General features: G+C 63.6%; 18 protein-coding genes. 12 read left to right on the top strand and 6 right to left on the bottom strand.

Going from position 1 to position 20963, the window contains the following annotated elements; all coding sequences use genetic code 11:
• The first annotated feature begins 38 nt into the window (after nucleotides 1–38).
• The 3 genes from HNO82_RS13335 to HNO82_RS13325 all read left to right on the top strand — a co-directional run bounded on the left by HNO82_RS13335 (nucleotide 39) and on the right by HNO82_RS13325 (nucleotide 2928).
• The gene (locus tag HNO82_RS13335) at nucleotides 39–1334 is read left to right on the top strand and encodes a solute carrier family 23 protein (RefSeq protein ID WP_175344043.1); all 1296 of its coding nucleotides are present in this window, start codon (nucleotides 39–41) and stop codon (nucleotides 1332–1334) included.
• Between the two features lie 238 nt (nucleotides 1335–1572).
• Nucleotides 1573–1806: a hypothetical protein gene (locus HNO82_RS13330; protein WP_008331436.1), complete on the top strand. Its 234-nt coding sequence runs from the start codon at nucleotides 1573–1575 to the stop codon at nucleotides 1804–1806.
• Between the two features lie 108 nt (nucleotides 1807–1914).
• Entirely contained in the window at nucleotides 1915–2928 is a 1014-nt protein-coding gene (locus HNO82_RS13325; protein WP_175344042.1) for a transporter, read from the top strand.
• A gap of 41 nt (nucleotides 2929–2969) precedes the next feature.
• Here the strand turns inward: HNO82_RS13325 and HNO82_RS13320 are convergent, their stop codons facing one another.
• Both HNO82_RS13320 and HNO82_RS13315 read right to left on the bottom strand, forming a co-directional pair.
• Nucleotides 2970–3332, bottom strand: a complete 363-nt coding sequence (locus HNO82_RS13320; protein WP_008331434.1) for a hypothetical protein — start codon at nucleotides 3330–3332, stop codon at nucleotides 2970–2972.
• Nucleotides 3333–3447: 115 nt separating this feature from the next.
• Nucleotides 3448–5199: a glutamine--tRNA ligase/YqeY domain fusion protein gene (locus tag HNO82_RS13315; RefSeq protein WP_175344041.1), complete on the bottom strand. Its 1752-nt coding sequence runs from the start codon at nucleotides 5197–5199 to the stop codon at nucleotides 3448–3450.
• A gap of 268 nt (nucleotides 5200–5467) precedes the next feature.
• On the opposite strand from HNO82_RS13315, the gene HNO82_RS13310 reads away from it, so the two are divergent.
• A complete protein-coding gene (locus HNO82_RS13310) occupies nucleotides 5468–5608 on the top strand; it encodes a hypothetical protein (protein ID WP_008331432.1) in 141 nt (46 codons plus the stop codon).
• An 18-nt stretch (nucleotides 5609–5626) separates the two neighbouring features.
• Here the strand turns inward: HNO82_RS13310 and HNO82_RS13305 are convergent, their stop codons facing one another.
• Genes HNO82_RS13305 through HNO82_RS13295 form a run of 3 tightly spaced genes read right to left on the bottom strand, consistent with a single transcriptional unit; the run spans nucleotide 5627 to nucleotide 7959 of the window.
• Nucleotides 5627–6427 carry a LytR/AlgR family response regulator transcription factor gene (locus tag HNO82_RS13305; protein WP_175344040.1) on the bottom strand — a complete coding sequence of 267 codons (801 nt, stop codon included), beginning with the start codon at nucleotides 6425–6427 and terminating at the stop codon, nucleotides 5627–5629.
• A gap of 29 nt (nucleotides 6428–6456) precedes the next feature.
• Complete coding sequence (locus HNO82_RS13300) at nucleotides 6457–7599, bottom strand: sensor histidine kinase (RefSeq protein WP_008331430.1); 1143 nt, start codon at nucleotides 7597–7599, stop codon at nucleotides 6457–6459.
• A gap of 48 nt (nucleotides 7600–7647) precedes the next feature.
• Nucleotides 7648–7959, bottom strand: coding sequence for a 2TM domain-containing protein (locus tag HNO82_RS13295; protein WP_008331429.1), 312 nt, complete (start codon nucleotides 7957–7959; stop codon nucleotides 7648–7650).
• A gap of 184 nt (nucleotides 7960–8143) precedes the next feature.
• On the opposite strand from HNO82_RS13295, the gene ugpQ reads away from it, so the two are divergent.
• From ugpQ to HNO82_RS13270, 5 genes are all read left to right on the top strand, one after another.
• Complete coding sequence (gene ugpQ / locus HNO82_RS13290) at nucleotides 8144–8896, top strand: glycerophosphodiester phosphodiesterase (RefSeq protein ID WP_175344039.1); 753 nt, start codon at nucleotides 8144–8146, stop codon at nucleotides 8894–8896.
• 258 nt (nucleotides 8897–9154) lie between these two features.
• Entirely contained in the window at nucleotides 9155–9373 is a 219-nt protein-coding gene (locus HNO82_RS13285) for a hypothetical protein (RefSeq protein WP_008331427.1), read from the top strand.
• A 339-nt stretch (nucleotides 9374–9712) separates the two neighbouring features.
• On the top strand, nucleotides 9713–12337 hold the full coding sequence (gene alaS / locus HNO82_RS13280) for an alanine--tRNA ligase (protein WP_175344038.1): 2625 nt from the start codon (nucleotides 9713–9715) through the stop codon (nucleotides 12335–12337).
• A 28-nt stretch (nucleotides 12338–12365) separates the two neighbouring features.
• Entirely contained in the window at nucleotides 12366–12920 is a 555-nt protein-coding gene (locus HNO82_RS13275; RefSeq protein ID WP_175344037.1) for an NUDIX domain-containing protein, read from the top strand.
• A gap of 161 nt (nucleotides 12921–13081) precedes the next feature.
• The gene (locus HNO82_RS13270; RefSeq protein WP_006464319.1) at nucleotides 13082–13318 is read left to right on the top strand and encodes a sulfurtransferase TusA family protein; all 237 of its coding nucleotides are present in this window, start codon (nucleotides 13082–13084) and stop codon (nucleotides 13316–13318) included.
• 104 nt (nucleotides 13319–13422) lie between these two features.
• On the opposite strand, the gene HNO82_RS13265 is transcribed toward HNO82_RS13270, so the two are convergent.
• On the bottom strand, nucleotides 13423–15018 hold the full coding sequence (locus HNO82_RS13265) for an FMN-binding glutamate synthase family protein (RefSeq protein ID WP_008331414.1): 1596 nt from the start codon (nucleotides 15016–15018) through the stop codon (nucleotides 13423–13425).
• A gap of 412 nt (nucleotides 15019–15430) precedes the next feature.
• On the opposite strand from HNO82_RS13265, the gene HNO82_RS13260 reads away from it, so the two are divergent.
• The 3 genes from HNO82_RS13260 (at nucleotide 15431) to rluB (ending at nucleotide 20878) form a co-directional block, all read left to right on the top strand.
• A complete protein-coding gene (locus HNO82_RS13260) occupies nucleotides 15431–17515 on the top strand; it encodes a putative bifunctional diguanylate cyclase/phosphodiesterase (protein ID WP_175344061.1) in 2085 nt (694 codons plus the stop codon).
• Between the two features lie 422 nt (nucleotides 17516–17937).
• Nucleotides 17938–18852 carry an SMC-Scp complex subunit ScpB gene (gene scpB, locus HNO82_RS13255; RefSeq protein WP_175344036.1) on the top strand — a complete coding sequence of 305 codons (915 nt, stop codon included), beginning with the start codon at nucleotides 17938–17940 and terminating at the stop codon, nucleotides 18850–18852.
• Complete coding sequence (gene rluB, locus HNO82_RS13250) at nucleotides 18839–20878, top strand: 23S rRNA pseudouridine(2605) synthase RluB (protein ID WP_175344035.1); 2040 nt, start codon at nucleotides 18839–18841, stop codon at nucleotides 20876–20878. The genes scpB and rluB overlap by 14 nt, the downstream gene beginning before the upstream one ends.
• Nucleotides 20879–20963: the final 85 nt, after the last annotated feature.

The raw sequence follows: 20963 nt of genomic DNA, 5'->3' as shown, positions 1-20963 counted from the left end.
GTACAAATCAAAACAAATCCACAACGAAAGGGATCTCCATGTCGGGTTCGTATTTCCCCCAATGGCGGCTGCGCCAAAGCACCAACGACGGCCAGGGGGCCGTGATCGCCGCCGATGAGCGGCTGCCTGCACCGCAGACGCTGGCCATGGGCGTGCAGCACGTGGTGGCCATGTTCGGCTCGACCGTGCTGGCCCCGCTGCTCATGGGCTTCGATCCCAACCTGGCGATCCTGATGTCGGGCATCGGCACCCTGCTGTTCTTCCTGATGGTCGGCGGTCGGGTGCCGAGCTACCTGGGGTCGAGCTTTTCCTTCATCGGACTGGTCATCGCCGTGACCGGTTATGCCGGCTCTGGTCCCAACGCCAACCTCGGCGTGGCGCTGGGCGGCATCATCGCCTGCGGTGCGGTCTATGCCGTGATCGGGCTGATCGTCTCGGGCGTGGGCACGCGCTGGATCGAATCCCTGATGCCCCCGGTAGTGACCGGTGCGGTGGTGGCGGTGATCGGCCTGAACCTGGCCCCCATCGCCGTCAAGGGCGTCTCCGGCAGCAGTTTCGACAGCTGGATGGCGCTGGCCACCATCCTCTGTGTGGGCTTCGTGGCAGTCTTTACGCGCGGCATGCTGCAGCGCCTGTTGATCCTCATCGGCCTGCTGCTGGCCTATGTGCTCTACGCGGTACTGACCAACGGCATGGGCCTGGGCAAACCGATCGACTTTTCCACCGTGGCCAATGCCGCCTGGTTCGGTCTGCCGCACTTTGCCGCACCGGTCTTCCAGGGCAGCGCCATCGCATTGCTGGCACCGGTGGCCATCATCCTGGTGGCCGAGAACCTGGGCCACATCAAGGCCGTCTCGGCCATGACCGGCCAGAACCTGGACCGCTACATCGGTCGCGCCTTCATCGGCGACGGCCTGGCCACCATGCTCTCGGGCAGCGTGGGCGGCACCGGCGTGACCACCTATGCCGAAAACATCGGCGTGATGGCCGTCACCAAGATCTATTCCACCCTGGTCTTCGTGGTGGCGGCGGTGATCGCCATCCTGCTGGGCTTCTCGCCCAAGTTCGGCGCGGTCATCCTGACCATTCCTGGCGCGGTGCTGGGCGGCGTGTCGATCGTGGTGTTCGGTCTCATCACCGTGTCGGGCGCCCGCATCTGGGTCGAGAACAAGGTCGATTTCTCCAACAATACCAACCTGATCGTGGCCGCCGTCACGCTGGTGCTGGGCGCAGGTGACTTCACCCTGAAGATGGGCGGCTTCGCCCTGGGCGGCATCGGCACCGCTACCTTCGGTGCCATCATCCTGCACGCCCTGCTCAAGCGTCGCGGATGATTCCATCCTGACAAGGCGTTCATGCAGCACACCGGGGCTGGTCATGGTGACCGGCCCTTTTTGTTCTACCATGAGGTGAGGAAAGTGAAGATTTCCGTTGAGCAATCCTCGACGGCTGTCTATACTTTGTCGCGTTGCAGCGCAGCGCTGCCGCCACGGCCCCGGGGAAGGGCCGGTCGGGGGCGCATCTCGGCGCTGCCTGTCGCGGGCCTGGCCCGCCTTTCAGGGGAACCACCGCATGAAATCCGCCCTCCGCCTGCCAGCGCTGCTGTGCATCGCCCTGCCGTTGCTGTCGGCCTGTGACGCCGTGGCCGGCAAGAAGGATTACGCCTATTTCCGCAAGAACATCGAGGAGGCCAAGTCGGTCTCCGACCAGTGCCAGTTGAATGGCACCTCCGGCATGAACGAAGACCAGATCCGGGTCTGCGGTGCGGCCCGCGAGGCCTGGGGCAACCGCAACTTCAACTACTGAGCCGGGGCGGCCGTGCACGGGGCGTCACGGCCCTGTCACAAATCTGTCAAAGACGGTCGCTAGAATGCGGGGTCTCATGCCTTCCGCCCATTCCTGACCTGGCCGCTCATGCACAATCCGCCGGACACCCCGCAAGCACTGCACCTGCTCTACGAACCGGCCGGATTCATCTGCGCCTTCCGATTCGAGGAGGGCCGGGCACGCCAGATGAACTGGAATGAAGTGGTCGACTATCACCCCAGCGCACCGGATTTCGCCTGGCTGCACGTCAAGACCGCCGATGTGAAGATCCAGCAATGGATGGCGCATCACAGCGACATTCCCGAGTACATCACCGAATTCCTGCTCAGCAGCGACACCCATCCGGGCCTGCACGCCACGCCCGAGGGGGTGTATGGCACGCTGACCGATATGAAGATGGAGATCGGCGACACCGGGACCGAAAAGGGGGCACTGCATTTCTATCTGGACCGTACCCGCTTGTTGACCTTGCGCACCCAGCCGCTTCTGTCGACCAACCTGCTGCGTCAGAAGGTGCTGGACGGCGGTGACTTCGACAATCCCATGGACCTGTTCGCCGAGCTGCTGCGCTGTCTGGCCGATGGCTTCAATGCACGTCTGGACAAGCTCAATGACAAGGTGGACGACATCGAATTCTCGGTGCTCTCGGATCGCCGTTCCGAAGACCGCGCCGAGCTCTCCGGCATCCGCCGCCAACTGGCCGAGCTGCGTCGCTTCATCGCACCGGAGCGGCGCATCCTGGCCCAGTTTCAGCGCCTGCGTCCAGGCTGGGTGCCGCGCGAGGCACTGGAAGACCTGACCCATGCTCTGGATGAACTCAACGAACTGCACTCCACCGTGGAGGCTGTCTATGAACGCGCCAAGCTGCTGCAGGAAGAGATCGCCTCGCAGATGTCGGAGCAGATGAACCGCAACCTGATGGCGCTGTCGGTCCTGACGGCGCTCTTGATGCCGGCCACGCTGGTGTCGGGGATCTTCGGGATGAACGTGGCAGGTTTGCCGGGCCTGCATGATGAGACCTCGTTCTGGATCGTGATGGGCGCCATGGGCGGCCTCGGTGTGGCCACCGTGGCCTTCCTCAAGTGGATGAAGATATTCTGAGTGTCCCGCGCTCAGTGGAGCTGAGTGGCGCTTGGTGGCAGTCAGTCGCGGGTGGCCATGGCTTCTTCGCTCTCGCGGATCAGCTGGTCGATGTCCAGATTGTCCACCGCCTCCACCTTCAGTGACAGCGGGCGCCACAGCGAATACAGCCACAGCCCGATGCAGCACAGGGTGCCCAGGAAGAGCGTGATGAAGGCCGAGAGGAACAGGCCGATGAAGGGCGAGGCGATCAGGCCGTCATAACCGATCAGGTGCTTGCCATCCCAGGTGATGGTTTGTGCGCCGAACAGCGAGAGCACACCCATCAGCGTTGAAAACGGCACCAGCGAGAAGCTGGTACCGAGGGCCAGCAGTTTGTAGATGGATGACATCGACAAGCGCTGGATCTTGATCTGCTCGAACATGAGTTCCCCTAGCTCTGCCGGTGGCCCTGGCCACCCGGCTGCGCCATCCCGTTGGCGCGGACGACTGGCGCGCTGCCGCCCGCGTGGCCTTGCGGCCGTCTTCCCCTGATTGTGCTTACTTGCCCCAGCTGTCCTTGAGCGTGACGGCCCGGTTGAAGATCGGCTGGCCCCCGGTCGAATCGACGCGGTCGGCCACGAAGTAGCCGTGGCGTTCGAACTGGTAGATGTCGCCGGGTCGGGCGGTCTTCAGGGTCGGCTCCAGGTAGGCGGTGATGACTTCCTTGGAGTTCGGATTCAAGGCCGCCAGGAAATCCTTGCCGCCGGCATCCGGATGCGGGTCCGAGAACAGGCGGTCGTACAGGCGCACTTCGGTGGCCAGGGCGTGTTCGGCGCTGACCCAGTGCAGGTTGCCCTTGACCTTGTAGTTGGAACTGCCTTCGGTGCCGCTCTTGCTGTCTTCGAAGTAGTTGCAGTGCACGGCGATGACGTTGCCGTGTTCATCCTTGTCACAGCCGGTGCATTCGACCACGTAGCCGTAGCGCAGGCGCACCTTGTTGCCAGGGAAGAGGCGGAAATAACCCTTGGTCGGTTCTTCCATGAAGTCTTCGCGCTCGATCCACAGTTCGCGGGTGATGGGGAAGTGGCGGTGCGCGGTGTCGTGTTCCGGATGCGCGGGCGGATAGACCGGAGCGCTGCAATCGATGGACACGCCTTCGGGGAAGTTGTCGATGATCAGTTTCAAGGGACGCAGCACGGCTACCGCGCGCGGTGCCTTGGGATCAAGGTCTTCGCGCAGCGCGCCTTCGAGCACGCTGAAGTCGATCCAGCTGTTGTTCTTGGAGGCGCCGGTGCGGTCGCACATCAGACGGATCGCCTCGGGCGTGTAGCCACGGCGACGCAGGCCGACGATGGTCGGCATGCGCGGGTCGTCCCAGCCGGAGACGATCTTTTCATCCACCAGCTGGCGCAGCTTGCGCTTGCTGGTGATGATGTAGGTCAGATTGAGGCGCGCGAATTCATATTGATGCGGCAGCGGCTTCTTGAAGAAGCCTTCCTCGGCCAGGTGTTCCAGCAGCCAGTCATAGAACGGGCGCTGGTCTTCGAATTCCAGGGTGCAGATGGAGTGCGAGATGTTTTCCAGCGCATCTTCGATCGGGTGCGCGAAGGTGTACATCGGATAGACGCGCCACTTGTCGCCGGTATTGTGGTGGGTGGCATGGCGGATGCGGTAGATGGCCGGATCGCGCAGATTCATGTTGGGGCTGGCCATGTCGATCTTGGCGCGCAGGATCATGGAGCCATCCGGATGCTTGCCGTCGCGCATTTCCTCGAACAGGCGCAGCGACTCTTCCACCGGGCGGTCGCGCCACGGCGAATCCTTGCCGGGTTCGGTCAGGGTGCCGCGGTTCTCGCGCATCTGTTCGGCGTTCTGCTCGTCCACGTAGGCCAGGCCCTTGCGGATGAGCGCCTGGGCGCAGGCGTACATGACGTCGAAATAGTTGCTGGCGTAGTACAGGTGCGACTTGCCTTCATGCTCCCAGGAGAAGCCCAGCCACTTGACCGAGTCCAGGATGGTGTCGACGTATTCCTGTTCTTCCTTCTCGGGGTTGGTATCGTCGAAACGCATGTGGCAGCGGCCGGCATAGTCTGCCGCCAGGCCGAAGTTCAGGCAGATCGACTTGGCGTGGCCGATGTGCAGGTAGCCGTTGGGCTCGGGCGGAAAACGGGTCACCACCTGCGGCAGGGCCTGGCCATCCTGGCTGCTGCGCTGGGCATAGGTGCCCGAGACCAGGTCGGATTCGATGATGCCGCGCAGGAAATTGGTGGAGGGGGCAGGGGGATGACCGTTTTTCAGTTCGTTGCTCATGAGATGAATCGGGAGGAATGCCTGTTTATTCAGATGGCAGGCATTCTACCGCAGCTACCCAGGTTCCACGGGCTTTGCCGCCGTTGCGACAGGTTTTTTTGCCCGTCGACAACGCGCCTTGGAGGCGATATGAAGGTTTTTACCTGTTCTTGTTACACAAGATACGCCCATGTATTACCTGTGAGGGGGCGCGGCTGGCACTCTGCCAGCGTGGCCAGGCATCAGCCGGGCGCAGTGAACAAAAACGCCAAAACACAAGGAGTGCATCATGAGCCGTTGGATCAAGCTGATCGTCGCCGCCGCCGTGGCCGCTGCCACGTTGTCGGCCTGCGTGGTGGTGCCGGTGGGCCCGCCGCAGCCGCATTACTACCGTCCTTATTACGGCCCCGGGTATTACTACGGACGCTGATGGTTGAGCCAGGAGCGGCTACATCTGCCTGAACAGATAGGCGAACAGGCGGCTGACCGCCAGTTTTTCCGGGCGGTCGCGCAACTGCACGAAGAGCTTGCCGCTCTCTTCCCGCACCGCCGCCTGAATCTGCCGGACCTGCACCACGGTGCCGCGATGGATCTGCCAGAACTGGCGGGCATCGAGTTGCGGGATCAATTCCCGCAGGCTGGACCGGATCAGCGCGCTCCCCTCGGCGCTGACCACATTGACGTATTTGTCGGTGGCCTCGAAATAGATCACTTCGTCTACCGGGATCAACTTCACCTTGTTGCCGACTGCGGCGCGGATGTAGTCCAGTCGCGGCGGTGTCGGCTCGGCCACTGGCGCGGCCAGGGCACGCAGTTGCGCCAGGGCGCTTTCCAGCTGGCTATCCTGGTCGCTGGCGGCGCGCCGGGCCAGCAAGCCTTGCAGGCGCGCGACCGTGAGCGCCAGGCGCTCCTGACTGACCGGTTTGAGCAAATAATCGATGGCGGCGCGCTCGAAGGCTTGCAGGGCGTAATCGTCGTAGGCCGTGACGAAGACGATGAGCGGGAAGGGACGCCCCGCCGGCCACTCCTCGGCCAAGTCGCCGGCCACCTCCAATCCGCTGCGACCGGGCATCCTGATATCCAGGAACAGCACATCCGGCAGCAGTGCCAGCGCCCGCTCGAGCGCTTCGTCCCCATTGGCCGCCAGATGCGGTGCCGGCAGTTCCGGCCAGCAGCGTGCCAGGGCCTGGCGCAGTGCGTTGGCCAGCAGGGGTTCGTCTTCGGCGATCAGGGCAGTGGGATGGGCCATATCGGACTCCGACAAAAACGGCAGGGGACTCAGCGATCCAGCAGGCGGCTGCTCTTGCTGCTGCGGTGGGCCGCCTTGAGGGCCTTGAGCGGGATGGTGATCTGCGCCATTGCGCCGGCCGGCACGTTGTGGGTGATGATGAGTTCGGCCAGTGGCCCGTAGAGCGTGGCCAGGCGCTCGCGGATGTTGTCCAGCCCGAAGTGCATGCCGATCACCGGTTCCTTCTGCGCCGGCGGCTGGTTCAGGCTGATGCTGGTGGGCAGGCCCACGCCGGTGTCGAGCACGCTCAGCACCAGCATGTCGTTGTGGACTGCCGCGCGCACGGTGCAGTTGCCGCCTTCCACCTTGGGTTCCAGGCCATGCTTGATGGCGTTCTCCACCAGCGGCTGCAGCAGCATCGGCGCCAGGCGCAGGCGGCCCAGGTGTTCCGGCAGCTGCAGGGTATAGGTCAGGCGCAGACCCATGCGCAGCGACATCAATCCCAGGTAGGCCTTGATGAGGTCGAATTCCTTTTGCAGTGAAGTGCTGTCGGCGCGTGAAGCCGACAAGGTCGTGCGCAGGTATTGGACCAGCTGGTTCAACATCAGCTCGGCCTGCAACGGGTCGGTGCTGATGAGCGACTGCAGCGTGGCCAGCGTGTTGAAGAGCATGTGCGGCTCGATCTGGGCCTGCAGCATCTGCAATTGCGCCTGCACGGCCTGCTTTTCGACCTGGCTGGCGTGGGCTTGCAGGGCGGCCATCTTCTGGCGGTTCCAGAAGAAGACGGTGGCGCCGAAGCAGACCAGGAAGGTTAGCACCATCACCGCGATGATGTTGTCGCTGTGCTCCGGTACCAGGCTGAGGATGGGCTGGTCCAGCAATACGCTGGCCAGCAGGCGTCCCAGCAGCACCGCCAGCGGGGCCATGACCGCGATGATCGCCAGAAAGCCCAGCTTGTTGGGCTCGCCATCGCCCCAAATGGCCAGGCGCGTGCCGTTGATGAGCAGCATGGCCAGCAGGCCGATGCACATCGACACTTGCAGGTTTTCATAGAAGCTGCCGCCGATGCGCATCAGGTAGGTCACGGCCAGTGCACACAGCAGGTTGATCACCAGCGTGGGCAGCAGGGACAGTGCCAGCTCGCGCAGCAGGACGGTCAGGCGGGGCGGGATCGATGTATCGTGTCGGGTCATGCAGTTTTCGGTGATGAGGCAAACAAGCTGCCCGGCGCACCGGGCCTGTCAACGTCGGCGTAGTTCACGGGCGATCATCGCCTGTTTCCAGCCGGCGGGAAAGCGCCCGAATACGCGCAAGGCGTGGAATAGTACCCCGATTCCCCAGCCAAGGAGAGGCCCCAGGCTCCACCAGTGGGCGCGCGGCCCCATGAGGTCGAGCAGCATCAGCGCTGCATTGACGCTCAGGTAGATGCCCAGGTGGTAAAAAAAGCCGACCTGGCGTGCCACGCGGCGCTCGGCGCGGGCGTAGTCGCAGGGGGTGGCGCCCGGGGCGCAAGTCTTGTCGCCGGGCAGGGGGGAGGGAGCAGTCTCGTGCATGATGGCCTCGCAGCAGGTGGATCAAGGATGCGGCAAGAATGCACCGTCGCGGCGCCGCCGGCGAGCACCTTGCGACCAAGGGCAGGTTGGCTGGCCTGAAGTGCTTGTGGCACGGCGTGAACTGCTCTACCTTATGCGCCGATTACCTTGCCCCTTTTTGCAAGGCCCACCCTCGGAGAACATCATGTGGCCCTATCCTCGCATCCTCGCCCATCGTGGCGGCGGCACCCTGGCGCCGGAAAACACCCTGGCCGGTTTCCGCTGCGGCCTGGAACATGGCTATCGCGCCGTCGAATTCGACGTCATGCTGACCCGCGACGACCTCCCCATCCTGATGCACGACCCGCAGCGCGGGCGCACCCTGCCCGGCGAGGGCAAGATCGCCGAGAGCGACTGGGCCCAATTGCGCGACCTCGACGCCGGCGCCTGGCTGGATGCGCGTTTTGCCGGTGAACGGATCTGCACGCTGGAGCAGGGACTGGATTTCTGCCTGGCCGAGGGAATCTGGATGAACGTCGAGATCAAGCCCGCCGCTGCGGAGCTGGCACGCCGTACCGGCGAACTGACCGCCCAGGCGGTGGCACGGCGCTTCGCCGGCAAGAGCGGGGCGGCGCTGCCGGTCTTGTCCTCGTTCTCCTTCGAGGCCCTGCTGGCAGCCAAGGAAGTGGCACCAGCCTTGCCACGGGCTTATCTGGTGGATGTGATTGCCGAGGACTGGCAGGCGCGTCTGCAACAACTGCAGGCAGTGGCGCTGCACACCAATCACAAGCACCTCACCCCGGCGCTGGCTGCCGCCGTCAAAGCGGCCGGTGTCGGGCTGTTCTGCTACACCGTCAACGACATGGCGCGCGCCGAGGAAATCCGCCAGTGGGGCGTGGATGCCTTCTGCACCGACCGCATCGATCTGATCGCAGCCGACGCCTGGGTAGGCCGGTAGAGTTGGCAATGGCAACATCATGTCCACATCGTTCACTTCGCGCCGCGTGGAAATGAACGACAAATTGCACTCTTACCGGCGGACTGAATCCTCCTGCGCTAGCTATGATTCACCTGCCTAAGGCAATAACTGGCAGACAGTCGACAGTTGTTGTCAACCTGTCGAGAAATGCTTGCGTTAAGGAGGCACAAGGCCGGCATCCGTGAGCACGCCGGTGGACTTGTGGAAGCACACAACACTGAGAGATAGAGGAAAACGATGAAGATCAACAAACTGCTGGCTGCCGTACTCGTCGCCGCCTTCGCCATGCCGGTCCTGGCCCAGCCTGCCCCGGCTCCGGCTGGCGCTCCCGCCGCTGAAGCCCCGGCTGCCAAGCCTGCTCACAAGAAGCACAAGAAGCACGCCAAGAAGGCCAAGAAGCACAAGCACAAGAAGGCCAAGAAGGCAGCAACGATGCCTGTCAACAAGGGCGCCTGATCGCCCGGTCTTCTTGTGGCGGTCCGCCTGGCGCGGCCCGCTCCCGGTTTTACCGGAAGGATGGGCTGACACAGTTAAGGTCCGGCAACGCAGGGTAGCGCGCCATGCCGGGTCAGCCGATCCTGTAACCCGCCCGGGTTTCCCGGCGGGTTTTTTTTCGTCTCCGGAGAAGCGCTGCCCGGCCTGCCGGGCGGGCGTGGTGGTACGGCGTCCGGGCCTGCGTATCCGGGCCGGGATCACGTATAATCATCGGTTCGCAATCGTTTTTTGCACCGACTCCCATCCGGGTCCGATCTGCGCGTTACCGGCAGCATCTGGCCCATTTATCCGTCTTCGAACATGAACTCAGCCGAAATTCGCGACAAGTTTCTGAAATTCTTTGAATCCAAAGAACACACCATCGTCCGCTCCTCCAGCCTGGTACCGGGCAATGACCCGACCTTGCTGTTCACCAATTCGGGCATGGTTCAGTTCAAGGACGTGTTCCTGGGCACCGACAAGCGCAACTACGTGCGCGCGGCCTCCGTGCAGCGCTGCCTGCGCGCCGGCGGCAAGCACAACGACCTGGAAAACGTCGGTTATACCGCGCGCCACCACACCTTCTTCGAAATGCTGGGCAACTGGTCCTTCGGCGACTACTTCAAGCGCGAGTCGCTCAAGTGGGCCTGGGAACTGCTGACCCAGGTCTACGGCCTGCCGGCCGACAAGCTCTGGGCGACCGTCTACCAGACCGATGATGAAGCCTACGACATCTGGACCAAGGAAATCGGCCTGCCGCCCGAGCGCGTGGTGCGCATCGGCGACAACAAGGGCGCACCCTACGCCTCCGACAACTTCTGGCAGATGGCCGAAACCGGTCCCTGCGGTCCTTGCTCGGAGATCTTCTACGACCACGGTCCGGACATCTGGGGCGGCCCCCCGGGTAGCCCCGACGCCGACGGCGACCGCTACATCGAGATCTGGAACAACGTGTTCATGCAGTTCGACCGCCAGCTCGACCCGGCCACCGGCGAATACACCCTGACCCCGCTGCCGGCGCCTTGCGTCGATACCGGCATGGGCCTGGAGCGCCTGGCCGCGATCCTGCAACACGTGCACAGCAACTACGAGATCGACCTGTTCCAGGCGCTGATCAAAGCGGCTGCCCGCGAAACCGGCGAGACCGACCTCTCCAATGCTTCGCTGCGCGTGATTGCGGACCACATCCGTGCCACCTCCTTCCTGATCGTTGACGGCGTGATCCCCGGCAATGAAGGCCGTGGCTACGTCCTGCGCCGCATCATCCGCCGCGCGCTGCGTCACGGCCACAAGCTGGGTCAGACCAAGCCTTTCTTCCACAAGCTGGTCAAGGACCTGGTGGTGCAGATGGGTGCGGCCTATCCGGAACTGCCGGAAGCCGCCGAGCGTGTCGAGATGGTGCTGAAGCAGGAAGAAGAACGTTTCGGCGAAACGCTGGAGCACGGCATGAAGATTCTGGAAGCCGCGCTGGCCGCCAACAGCAGCAAGCTCGATGGCGAAACCGCCTTCACCCTGTACGACACCTACGGCTTCCCGCTGGACCTGACCGCCGACATCTGCCGCGAGCGCAATGTCGAACTGGACGAAGCCGGCTTCACCGCCGCCATGGAACGCCAGAAGAGCGCCGCCCGCGCCGCCGGCAAGTTCAAGATGGCCGCCGCCATTGAATACACCGGCGACAAGACCCGCTTCGTCGGCTACGAATCGCTGGCCCAGTCGGCCAAGGTGGTGGCCCTCTACGTGGCCGGCAGCCCGGTGCAGAAGATCGAGGCCGGCCAGGACGCCATCGTGGTGCTGGACACCACCCCGTTCTATGCGGAATCCGGCGGTCAGTGCGGTGACGCCGGAGCGCTGGAAGCGGCCAATGGCCTCTTCGCCGTAGCCGATACGCAAAAGATCCAGGCCGAGGTGTTCGGTCATCACGGCCAGTTGATCAAGGGCAGCCTGGCCATCGGCGACGCCGTCGAGGCCAAGGTCGATGCCGACCAGCGCGCCCGCACCATGCGCAACCACTCGGCCACCCACCTGATGCACAAGGCCCTGCGCGAAGTGCTGGGTTCGCACGTGTCGCAGAAGGGGTCGCTGGTCGATGCCGACAAGACGCGTTTCGACTTCAGCCACAACGCCCCGATGACCGCCGACGAAATCCGCCGCGTGGAAGACATCGTCAACCGCGAAGTGCTGGCCAACGTCGCCACCGGCGCCCGGCTGATGGGCTACGACGATGCCATCGCCGCTGGCGCCATGGCGCTGTTCGGCGAAAAGTACGGCGACCAGGTGCGTGTGCTCTCCATCGGTACTTCCACCGAACTGTGCGGCGGTACCCACGTCACCCGTACCGGTGACATCGGCCTGTTCAAGATCGTCTCCGAAGGGGGCGTGGCCGCTGGTATCCGCCGCGTTGAAGCCGTCACCGGCGAAGGCGCGCTGGCGCTGGTGCAGTCGCTCTCGACCCGCGTGGCCGAAGCCGCTGCGGCGCTCAAGACCCAGCCGGAAGAACTGCTGCCGCGCATCGGCCAGGTGCAGGACCAAGTCAAGGCGCTGGAAAAGGAACTGGCTTCACTGAAGTCCAAGCTGGCTTCCAGCCAGGGCGACGAACTGGTCAGCCAGGCGGTCGACATCAACGGCATCAAGGTCCTGGCGGCCACGCTGGAAGGCGCTGACGTCGCCACCCTGCGCGAGACCATGGACAAGTTGAAGGACAAGCTCAAGACCGCCGCCATCGTGCTGGGCAGCGTCAAGGATGGCAAGGTCAGCCTGATCGCGGGCGTGACTGCGGACGCTACCGCCAAGGTCAAGGCCGGTGAACTGGTCAACTTCGTTGCCCAGCAGGTCGGCGGCAAGGGTGGCGGTCGTCCGGACATGGCCCAGGCGGGCGGCACCGAGCCGGCGGCTCTGCCGGGTGCGCTGCAGGGTGTGGCCGGCTGGGTTCAGTCCAAGCTGTAATGTTCAACGGCCCTGACCCGGAGCGCGCATGAGCGAGTTCAAGTTTTGTCCGGTCTGCGCGGCATCGCTGGTGCTGCGCGCCGATGAAGGCGAGGCCGGCAAGGTCCGGCTGGCCTGTCCTGATGGCCACTGGACCCATTGGGACAACCCCCTGCCGGTGCTGGCCGCGCTGGTGGAGATCGACGGCAAGATGCTCACTGCGCGCAATGCCGCCTGGGCCGAAGGGCGTTTTGCGCTCATCACCGGTTTCATGGAACGCGACGAAACCCCTGAACAGGGGATCGCCCGGGAACTGAAGGAAGAGACCGACCTGGACGCCCAGGAGATCGAGTTGATCGGCGTCTATGAATTCATGCGCAAGAACGAGCTGATCATTGCGTACTACGTGAAGGCGAGCGGCACCATCAGGCTTTCTCCGGAGCTGCTGGAATATCGTCTGACAGCCCCGGCCGACCTGCGCCCCTGGCCTGCCGGGACCGGCCATGCCGTCGCGGACTGGATGCGGCGGCGTGCGCTGCCGGTACAGTACGTCGAATTTGCCGGGTCAAGCACGCCGATCGAAACACCCCAGGTCCTGAAGTAAGCGGGTAGACAAGACAAGACGAACCGTTCCATCGTGGCACATGTTCTTCTTGCTTTTGCACAAGCCTAGTGCGGCGAAAACAACAGAACTTGTGCAACGCATCAAGTCGGCGCATTTTGCAGTAAAATCGTTTTCGTCGTGATCCATTTTGAGTCGAAGTAATGACCATCCAATTTCACCGGGAACTCGATGCGCGCGGTCTGAACTGTCCGCTGCCCATCCTCAAGACCAAGAAAGCCCTGGCGGACATGGCCAGTGGCCAGGTGCTCAGGGTGACCGCCACCGATACCGGTTCGGTGCGCGATTTCCAGGCCTTCGCCAAGCAGACCGGCAACGATCTGCTGGAGCAATCGCAGAATGATGAACACGAGTTCATCTTCTTCATGAAGCGCAAATAAGCCCTACCCCTGTCCATCCCGGCAAGATCAGGCTGGCAGCATTGAAAAACCCGCAGCTCGGTTGAACTGCGGGTTTTTGTTTGTCCGGGGAGATGAAGCTTTCTTCAAAATTCCGGATGGAAGCTTTCCGCACGGGCAATCGGCCAGAACTTTTCGTAGACCCGATAACGATAATTGCCTTCCAGCAAATCGTTGGGCTGCAGATACTTCAGCACGTTGGACATGAGCTGGATCTCATGGTCGTTGATGCGCCGCACGATGTGATGCGGCCGCAGCGCCGAGGTGTGCGGCAGACCGGCTGCCTGCACCAGCTCCTGCAGCGCGTGCAGGGTGCTCTGGTGGAAGCGGAAGACGCGCTCGGCCTTGTCCGGCACCACCAGGGCGCGGGCGCGCTGGGCATTCTGGGTCGCCACGCCCGTCGGGCAGCGATCGGTATGGCAGCTCTGCGACTGGATGCAGCCCAGGGCGAACATGAAGCCGCGCGCCGAATTGCACCAGTCCGCTCCCAGTGCCAGTGTGCGCGCCACATCGAAGGCGGTGATGATCTTGCCGCTGGCGCCGATCTTGACCTTGTCGCGCAGGCCGATGCCCGTCAGGGTGTTGTGCACCATCAGCAGCCCCTCCTGCAACGGCATGCCGACGTGGTCCACGAATTCCAGCGGCGCCGCACCGGTACCGCCTTCGGAGCCATCCACCGTAATGAAGTCGGGCACGATGCCGGTCTTCAACATGGCCTTGGCGATGCCGAAGAATTCCCAGGGGTGTCCCACGCACAGTTTGATGCCGACCGGCTTGCCGCCGGACATCCCGCGCAGCTTCTCGATGAATTCCAGCAGTCCGATCGGCGTGGAGAAGGACGAGTGCACGGCCGGCGAGATGCAGTCCACACCCATCGGAATGCCGCGCGTGGCGGCGATCTCGGGGGTGATCTTGGCCGCCGGCAGCACGCCGCCGTGGCCCGGCTTGGCGCCTTGTGAAAGCTTCACCTCGATCATCTTGATCTGTGACGACTGCGCCTGGACGGTGAATTTCTCTTCATTGAAGCTGCCATCCGCATTGCGACAGCCGAAATAGCCCGAGGCGATCTGCCACACCAGGTCGCCGCCGAATTCGCGATGGTATTCGGAGACCGAGCCTTCGCCGGTGTCGTGGGCGAAATTGCCCTTTTTGGCGCCCTGGTTGAGCGCACGGATGGCATTGGCCGAAAGCGAGCCGAAGCTCATGGCCGAGACGTTGAAGACCGACATCGAATACGGCTGGGCGCGGTCGGCCCCGACGACGACGCGGAAGTCATGGCTGGCGATCTTGGTGGGGGAGAGTGAATGGCCTATCCATTCATGGCCGGCCTGCTGCATGTCCAGCTCGGTGCCGAAGGGGCGGCTGTCGACATCGGCCTTGGCACGCTGGTAGACCACGCTGCGCTTCTTGCGCGAGAAGGGGCGGCCATCCATTTCATCTTCGAAGAAATACTGGCGCAGTTCCGGCCGGATGGCCTCGAACAGGAAGCGGAAGTGGCCGATCAGCGGATAGTTGCGCAAGACCGCATGGCGTCGCTGCACCAGGTCGTGGACGCCGATGACGCTCAATACCAGGGGAATGAGCGCCCAGCCCCAGCCCAGGCCATGGGTGGCCGCCAGGGCCAGCAAGACTGCAGTCAGCACGAGCACTGACCAGAACACGAAATACCGATTTGCCCACATAGAAGAGTCCGCTAGTTGTCATGAGGAAACCTGCACCGGCCGGTGCGGTCGGTGGGCGGGTTTGCATGGATTCTACCGCCCGCGCTCAACCGTAGTGCGCGATGAAGTGAAGGGTTTTTCCGGCCGATTCTGGCGAACTGCTCTGTGTGCCGCTTCTCAGGCCCGCTGCTTGCGCAGTGGCATCCTTATTGCTTTGATGAATCTTCCAGTCAGGCACCGTGGGGAACCGGTGCCCGGCACCCGGGCCAACCGCACCATCACAGCCAGCCTGCACACCAGAGGCCAGAGACACGATGTCGTTATGAAAACAGTTGCTTCACGAGGCGCATTGGCGGCCTCTTCCTCCTCCTCGCGCCCTGCGGCCAGGGCATTGTGCCGCCAGGACGCCACGCAGAGCCAGTCGGTGGTGGTCATGGCGCGTCCGCCGAGACTGCTGGAGACACTGCTGGCCAACCTTGACGGCATGGTCTACCGCTGCCGCGACGATGCTCACTGGACCCTGGAATTCGTCAGTGAAGGCTGCTACGCCCTGACCGGCTACACGCCGGAGGACCTGTTGCTCAACAGCCGCATTTCTTTTCTGCAACTGACGCATCCCGAAGACCGCGCGATGGTGCGCAGCCACATCGATCTCTGCATGCGCGAGCGGCGCCGCATCGACATCGAATATCGCATCGTGCATGCCGACGGCAGCCTGCGCTGGGTGTGGGAGCGCGGGGTGGGGCTGTACAACGCCGCCGGCGCGGTGGAGGCCATGGAAGGCTTCCTGCAGGATGTGACCGAGCGCAAGGAGGCCGCACAGGCATTGCAGGAAGCTGAGCGCCGCTATCGCAGCATCTTCGAGAACGCCATCGAAGGGGTCTTCCAGACCACGCCCGATGGCACCTACATCGCCGTCAACCCGGCGCTGGCACGCATTTACGGCTACCACTCGCCGGAAGACCTGATCGTCGGTCTGCGCGACATTCGCCATCAGTTGTATGTGGAGCCGGAGCGGCGTAGCGAATTCATGCGGCTCATGGAGCAGCAGGGCTCGGTCTCCAATTTCGAGTCGCGCGTGTACCGGCGTGATGGCGACATCATCTGGATCTCCGAGAACGCCCGTGCCGTCTATGACGATGGCGGCACCCTGGTTTGTTATGAAGGCACCGTCGAAGCCATCACCGAGCGCAAGCTCTATGAAGCCGAGATGCGCCACCACGCGACCCACGATGCGCTCACCGGATTGCCCAACCGCAACATGCTGCACGAGCATCTGCAGCGCGCCATTCAGGCGGCGCGCCAGAAGGGCGGGCTGACGGCGGTGGTGTTCGTGGATCTGGACCAGTTCAAGTTCATCAATGACAGCCTGGGCCACCAGGTCGGTGATGAACTTCTCAAGACCGTGGCACAGCGCCTGCAAGCCTGCCTGCGCGATACCGACATGGTGGCGCGCCAGGGTGGCGATGAATTCGTGCTGGTGTTGCAAAACCAGACCGGCGGCGAGTTCGGCATCGCCGAGGTGATGCAGCGTATCCTGGCGGCGGTGGCGCGCCCCTGGCAGGCTGGCGATCGCGAGTTCCAGGTCACCGCCAGCATCGGGGTCAGCCGCTATCCTATCGATGGCAAGGATGTCGAGACCCTGTTGAAGCAGGCCGATTCAGCCATGTATCGCGCCAAGGAGCAGGGGCGCAACAACTTCCAGTTCTTTGCGCCCTGGATGGACACGCAGGTCAGCAATCGTCTGGAAATGCTGATCAACCTGCGCCGTGCGCTGGATCAGGACGAGTTCAAGCTCTACTACCAGCCCAAGCTGAGCCTCAAGGATGGCAGTGTCATCGGCGCCGAGGCGCTGATCCGCTGGCAGTCGCCGGAGCAGGGCATGGTGCCGCCGGACCGCTTCATTCCGTTCGCTGAAGAAGCCGGGCTGATCCTGCCCATCGGGGAGTGGGTGCTGCGCAGCGCCTGCCACCAGAACAAGCGCTGGCAGGAGGCCGGGCTGCCGACGATACCGGTGGCGGTCAACCTCTCGCCACGGCAGCTCAACCAGAGCTTGCCGGAGTTCGTCGCCGGCGTACTGGAGCAGAGCGGCCTGGCGGCCTCCTGTCTTGAACTGGAGATCACCGAGAACGTGGTCATGAAAGATGCCGAGAAGAGCGTGGCGACCCTGCATGCCTTGAAGCGCCTGGGTCTGCAGATTTCTGTCGATGATTTCGGCACCGGCTATTCCAGCCTCTCCTATCTGCGCCGCTTCCCGGTCGACGCCCTGAAGATCGACAAGTCCTTCGTACGCGACATTGCGCGCGATGCTGACAGCGCAGCCATCGTCAAGGCCGTCATATCGCTGGCCCATATCCTGAACCTGCGCGTCATCGCCGAGGGAGTGGAGGATGAAGAGCAATATGCTTTCCTGAAGGAAAATGCCTGTGACGAGGTACAGGGTTATCTCTTTGGCAAGCCCATGACGGTCGAGGATTTCACGGCCTGGCTGACCCGGCAGGCGGGAAGCGCCCGGTAATGGTCATGGAAATAATTGTCCGCAGGCTGCAACAGGCTGCATCCCCGCAAATCTTTGTGCTACACTCCGCCTAGTACTTTTGATGCCTTGCGCCCCGACCGCCGCAGCCTGTGCGGCCAACAAAGGCTCCATGACGCAAGGCCGGTAGTTGAAAAGGTGCAGGTCGGCCGTCCGCAACCCCGCGACATGACGGCTTTGCGAAAGCGCGAGTCCTCCGCGACGCCGATTTGCCCGGGTCTTAGATTCCAGCTCATTCAATCTCCAAACACCGGAAGGCAGCGCCGCCGCATCCAGCACTGCGCAAGACTTGCCGCACCCGGCCTGTTTCGGCTTTCGCTGCCGGACGGGCGGACTGCAGCCGTAGCGCCGGAGACCTGCTGCAAGCCGAACTTTGTTAACAACAAGACGCACAAGAGTGGTACATGAATATTGCTGAGGCCAAGAAAGTCCTCGAAACTGCATTGCTTTGCACGCATGAGCCCCTGTCGATCAATGACCTGAAAAAGCTGTACGTCGATCCCGAGAGCGAAGAGAGCAGCGACATCAACGCCGAGATGATCCGGCAGATGCTCGATGAACTGCGCACCGAATGGGCCGACAAGGGGGTGGAAGTGGTCAGCCTGTCGACGGGCTGGCGCTTCCAGAGCCGCAAGGAAATGAAGGTCTACCTGGAACGCCTGAATCCGGAGAAGCCGCCCAAGTACACCCGCGCCACGCTGGAAACGCTGGCCATTATCGCTTACCGCCAGCCGGTCACGCGCGGCGACATCGAAGAGATTCGCGGGGTGGCCGTCAATACGCAGACCATCCGCATGCTGGAAGACCGGGGCTGGATTGAATCGATCGGCCACCGTGACGTGCCGGGGCGACCGGCGCTGTTTGCCACTACGCGCAAGTTCCTGGATGACCTGGGCCTGAGTTCGCTGGAAGAATTGCCTCCGCTGCAGCAGGTCAGCGGTGAAGCTGCTGCCCAGGGTGCGCTGCTGGAATTGCAGGCCCTCGAGGGCGGGGTGGCGGCGCTGGCAGAGCAGGCGCAGGAAGAAGACGAGGTGCCTGGCGCCGAGGCCCAAGCGGCCCGGTCCGGGGATATCGCCGCAGAGGATGTAGAGCAGTCCGATAGCGCAGCCGCCACCGGGGAAGAGCGCGCTGCAGGCAGTGAAGACGCTTCCCCAGAAGCGCAAGAACCTTTTGAGCAAGACGTTGCCGTAACTGGCACAGACGCCATCGAGGCCGCCGACGAAGCGGCAGGCGAGCACAACGACACCACCGAGCGGGCCGATCAGCGGGGAAATGACGCGCGTCCGCCACATCCAGATTCGAAGAATGAAGCCAACTAGTTCCAAAGACGAGACCCAGGTCGACCTGGCCGCGGCCGATGCTGCCGCATCCGACAAGCCGGTGAAGAAGCGTACCCGCAAGCCTGCGGCCGGCGCTGCGCCGGTCGAGGCAATCGCGGCCGCGCCGCAAGCCGTCGCTGACGAGGCTGCGCCGAAAAAGCGTGCGCCGCGAGCAAAGAAGCTCAGCGCCGAGACGGCGGCACCGGCCGTGGCAGTGGTGGAGACACCTGCTGCCGAGTCCGTACCTGCTCCGGAAAAGAAACCGCGCGTCACCAAGCCGCGTACCAGGAAGGCCGATGTGGTGGCAGACGCCCCCGTCGCCGAGGCCGCGGCTCAGATGAGCCTGGCCATGGAGCCTGCACCTGCCGCGCCGGCCAAGCCCAAGCGCGCTGCCAAGCCCAAGGCGGCAGCGCCTGAGGTGGCCGCGCCGGTATCGGCTCCGGTGGCCGAATTGCCCAAGGTCATCGTCACCGTCGGTGAGGAAGTGGTTGCCCCGCCGGTGCTGCTGGATGCCCCGGTCGATCCCAATCGCGCCAAACCGGCCCGCCGTGGCGTGCGTGGTCCGCGTGCCTTGCGCAACAATCGCGCCGCCCAGCGTGCCGCCGCCGGTGGTGCCGAGGCCGCACCGGTGCATGGCAAGAGCGAGGGCGATGTCGCTCCCGCCGTCGAACGCCAGCCGCGCGGCCAGTTCGGCAAGAACAATGGTCATGGCGCTCATGGCGGTCAGCCTGGCCAGCAAGGCAAAAAGAATTTCGAGAAGAACGGCAAGAAGCCCAAGGCCCCGCAACTGGGCCTGCGTTCGGCCGAACCGGTCGATGACATCTTCTCCTACGTGACCTCGGAAGCGTATGACCGCGACGAGGGCGCCAAGGCCGGTGGCCGTCAGCCGCACCAGATGCGCGGCAAGAATGGCCGTCGCGACCTGACCGCCGAGGACGATGCGCCCAAGCTGCACAAGGTGCTGGCCGATGCCGGTCTGGGTTCGCGCCGCGACATGGAAGAGCTCATCGTTGCCGGCCGCGTATCGGTCAATGGCGAGCCGGCCCATATCGGTCAGCGCATCCTGCCCACCGATGCCGTGCGCATCAACGGCAAGCTGATCCAGCGCAAGGTGAGCAAGCGTCCGCCGCGCGTGCTGGTCTATCACAAGCCCTCGGGCGAGATCGTCAGCCATGCCGATCCGGAAGGTCGCAGCTCGGTGTTCGATCGCCTGCCGACCATGAACGCTGGCAAGTGGCTGGCCGTGGGGCGCCTCGACTTCAATACCGAAGGTTTGCTGCTCTTCACCACCTCCGGTGACCTGGCCAATCGCCTGATGCACCCGCGCTACAACATCGAGCGTGAATACGCCGTGCGTACCCTGGGCGAGCTGGAAGAGGGCATGCGCCAGAAGCTGCTGTCGGGCGTGGAGCTCGATGACGGTCCGGCGCAGTTCTCGCGCATCGCCGATGGCGGTGGCGAAGGTGTGAACAAGTGGTATCGCGTGACCATCGGCGAAGGCCGCAACCGTGAAGTGCGCCGCATGTTTGAAGCGGTCGGCCTGACCGTGTCGCGCCTGATCCGTACCCGTTACGGTGCCATGACCTTGCCGCAGACCCTGAAGCGTGGTCGTTGGGAAGAGCTGGAAGAAAACGCCGTGCGCAACCTGATGGCCGCCTGTGGTCTGGAAAAGCAGGCCGGGGAAGCCAAGTCCGGCAATGCCGGTCACGCCGGTCGCGGCCAGAACAACGGCCCGCGCGGCAACGCCATGCAGAACAAGGGTCCGCAGAAGGGGCGCAATGGCGGCAACTTCGGCAACCAGGGTGGCAACTATGGCAATGGCGGGGGCAATGGAGCAGGTTATGGTGGTGGCAACAAGGGCGGTCAGCCCAAGAGCCGCCAGCCTGATCCGCTGCAGACCGCACTGGGCTTCCCGGATGCCGGCAACCAGCGTCGCGGCAATCGTCCCCAGCGCGGTGGCAACAGTGCCCCCAACTTCATGCTGGGTGGCCTGCCGGGCATGAATCGCCGGCGCGGCGGTCGTTGATGACGTTCTTGCCTGTCGGCAATGTCGGGGCGGGCAAGAGCTTCTTTACACTACCCGTGACGCTTGAAATGCAGCAATGACGTTT

The sequence above is a fragment of the Herbaspirillum sp. C9C3 genome (genome assembly GCF_013359625.1).
In the GTDB taxonomy this organism is placed as follows: Bacteria; Pseudomonadota; Gammaproteobacteria; order Burkholderiales; family Burkholderiaceae_D; genus Herbaspirillum.
This window is presented reverse-complemented; position numbering and strand designations above follow the sequence as displayed.

Excerpts from the sequence above, each read along its gene's own strand:
- HNO82_RS13335 (WP_175344043.1), top strand. The coding sequence starts at position 39 with ATGTCGGGTTCGTATTTCCCCCAATGGCGGCTGCGCCAAAGCACCAAC.
- HNO82_RS13330 (WP_008331436.1), top strand. The coding sequence starts at position 1,573 with ATGAAATCCGCCCTCCGCCTGCCAGCGCTGCTGTGCATCGCCCTGCCG.
- HNO82_RS13325 (WP_175344042.1), top strand. The coding sequence starts at position 1,915 with ATGCACAATCCGCCGGACACCCCGCAAGCACTGCACCTGCTCTACGAA.
- HNO82_RS13320 (WP_008331434.1), bottom strand. The coding sequence starts at position 3,332 with ATGTTCGAGCAGATCAAGATCCAGCGCTTGTCGATGTCATCCATCTAC.
- HNO82_RS13315 (WP_175344041.1), bottom strand. The coding sequence starts at position 5,199 with ATGAGCAACGAACTGAAAAACGGTCATCCCCCTGCCCCCTCCACCAAT.
- HNO82_RS13310 (WP_008331432.1), top strand. The coding sequence starts at position 5,468 with ATGAGCCGTTGGATCAAGCTGATCGTCGCCGCCGCCGTGGCCGCTGCC.
- HNO82_RS13305 (WP_175344040.1), bottom strand. The coding sequence starts at position 6,427 with ATGGCCCATCCCACTGCCCTGATCGCCGAAGACGAACCCCTGCTGGCC.
- HNO82_RS13300 (WP_008331430.1), bottom strand. The coding sequence starts at position 7,599 with ATGACCCGACACGATACATCGATCCCGCCCCGCCTGACCGTCCTGCTG.
- HNO82_RS13295 (WP_008331429.1), bottom strand. The coding sequence starts at position 7,959 with ATGCACGAGACTGCTCCCTCCCCCCTGCCCGGCGACAAGACTTGCGCC.
- ugpQ (WP_175344039.1), top strand. The coding sequence starts at position 8,144 with ATGTGGCCCTATCCTCGCATCCTCGCCCATCGTGGCGGCGGCACCCTG.
- HNO82_RS13285 (WP_008331427.1), top strand. The coding sequence starts at position 9,155 with ATGAAGATCAACAAACTGCTGGCTGCCGTACTCGTCGCCGCCTTCGCC.
- alaS (WP_175344038.1), top strand. The coding sequence starts at position 9,713 with ATGAACTCAGCCGAAATTCGCGACAAGTTTCTGAAATTCTTTGAATCC.
- HNO82_RS13275 (WP_175344037.1), top strand. The coding sequence starts at position 12,366 with ATGAGCGAGTTCAAGTTTTGTCCGGTCTGCGCGGCATCGCTGGTGCTG.
- HNO82_RS13270 (WP_006464319.1), top strand. The coding sequence starts at position 13,082 with ATGACCATCCAATTTCACCGGGAACTCGATGCGCGCGGTCTGAACTGT.
- HNO82_RS13265 (WP_008331414.1), bottom strand. The coding sequence starts at position 15,018 with ATGTGGGCAAATCGGTATTTCGTGTTCTGGTCAGTGCTCGTGCTGACT.
- HNO82_RS13260 (WP_175344061.1), top strand. The coding sequence starts at position 15,431 with ATGGCGCGTCCGCCGAGACTGCTGGAGACACTGCTGGCCAACCTTGAC.
- scpB (WP_175344036.1), top strand. The coding sequence starts at position 17,938 with ATGAATATTGCTGAGGCCAAGAAAGTCCTCGAAACTGCATTGCTTTGC.
- rluB (WP_175344035.1), top strand. The coding sequence starts at position 18,839 with ATGAAGCCAACTAGTTCCAAAGACGAGACCCAGGTCGACCTGGCCGCG.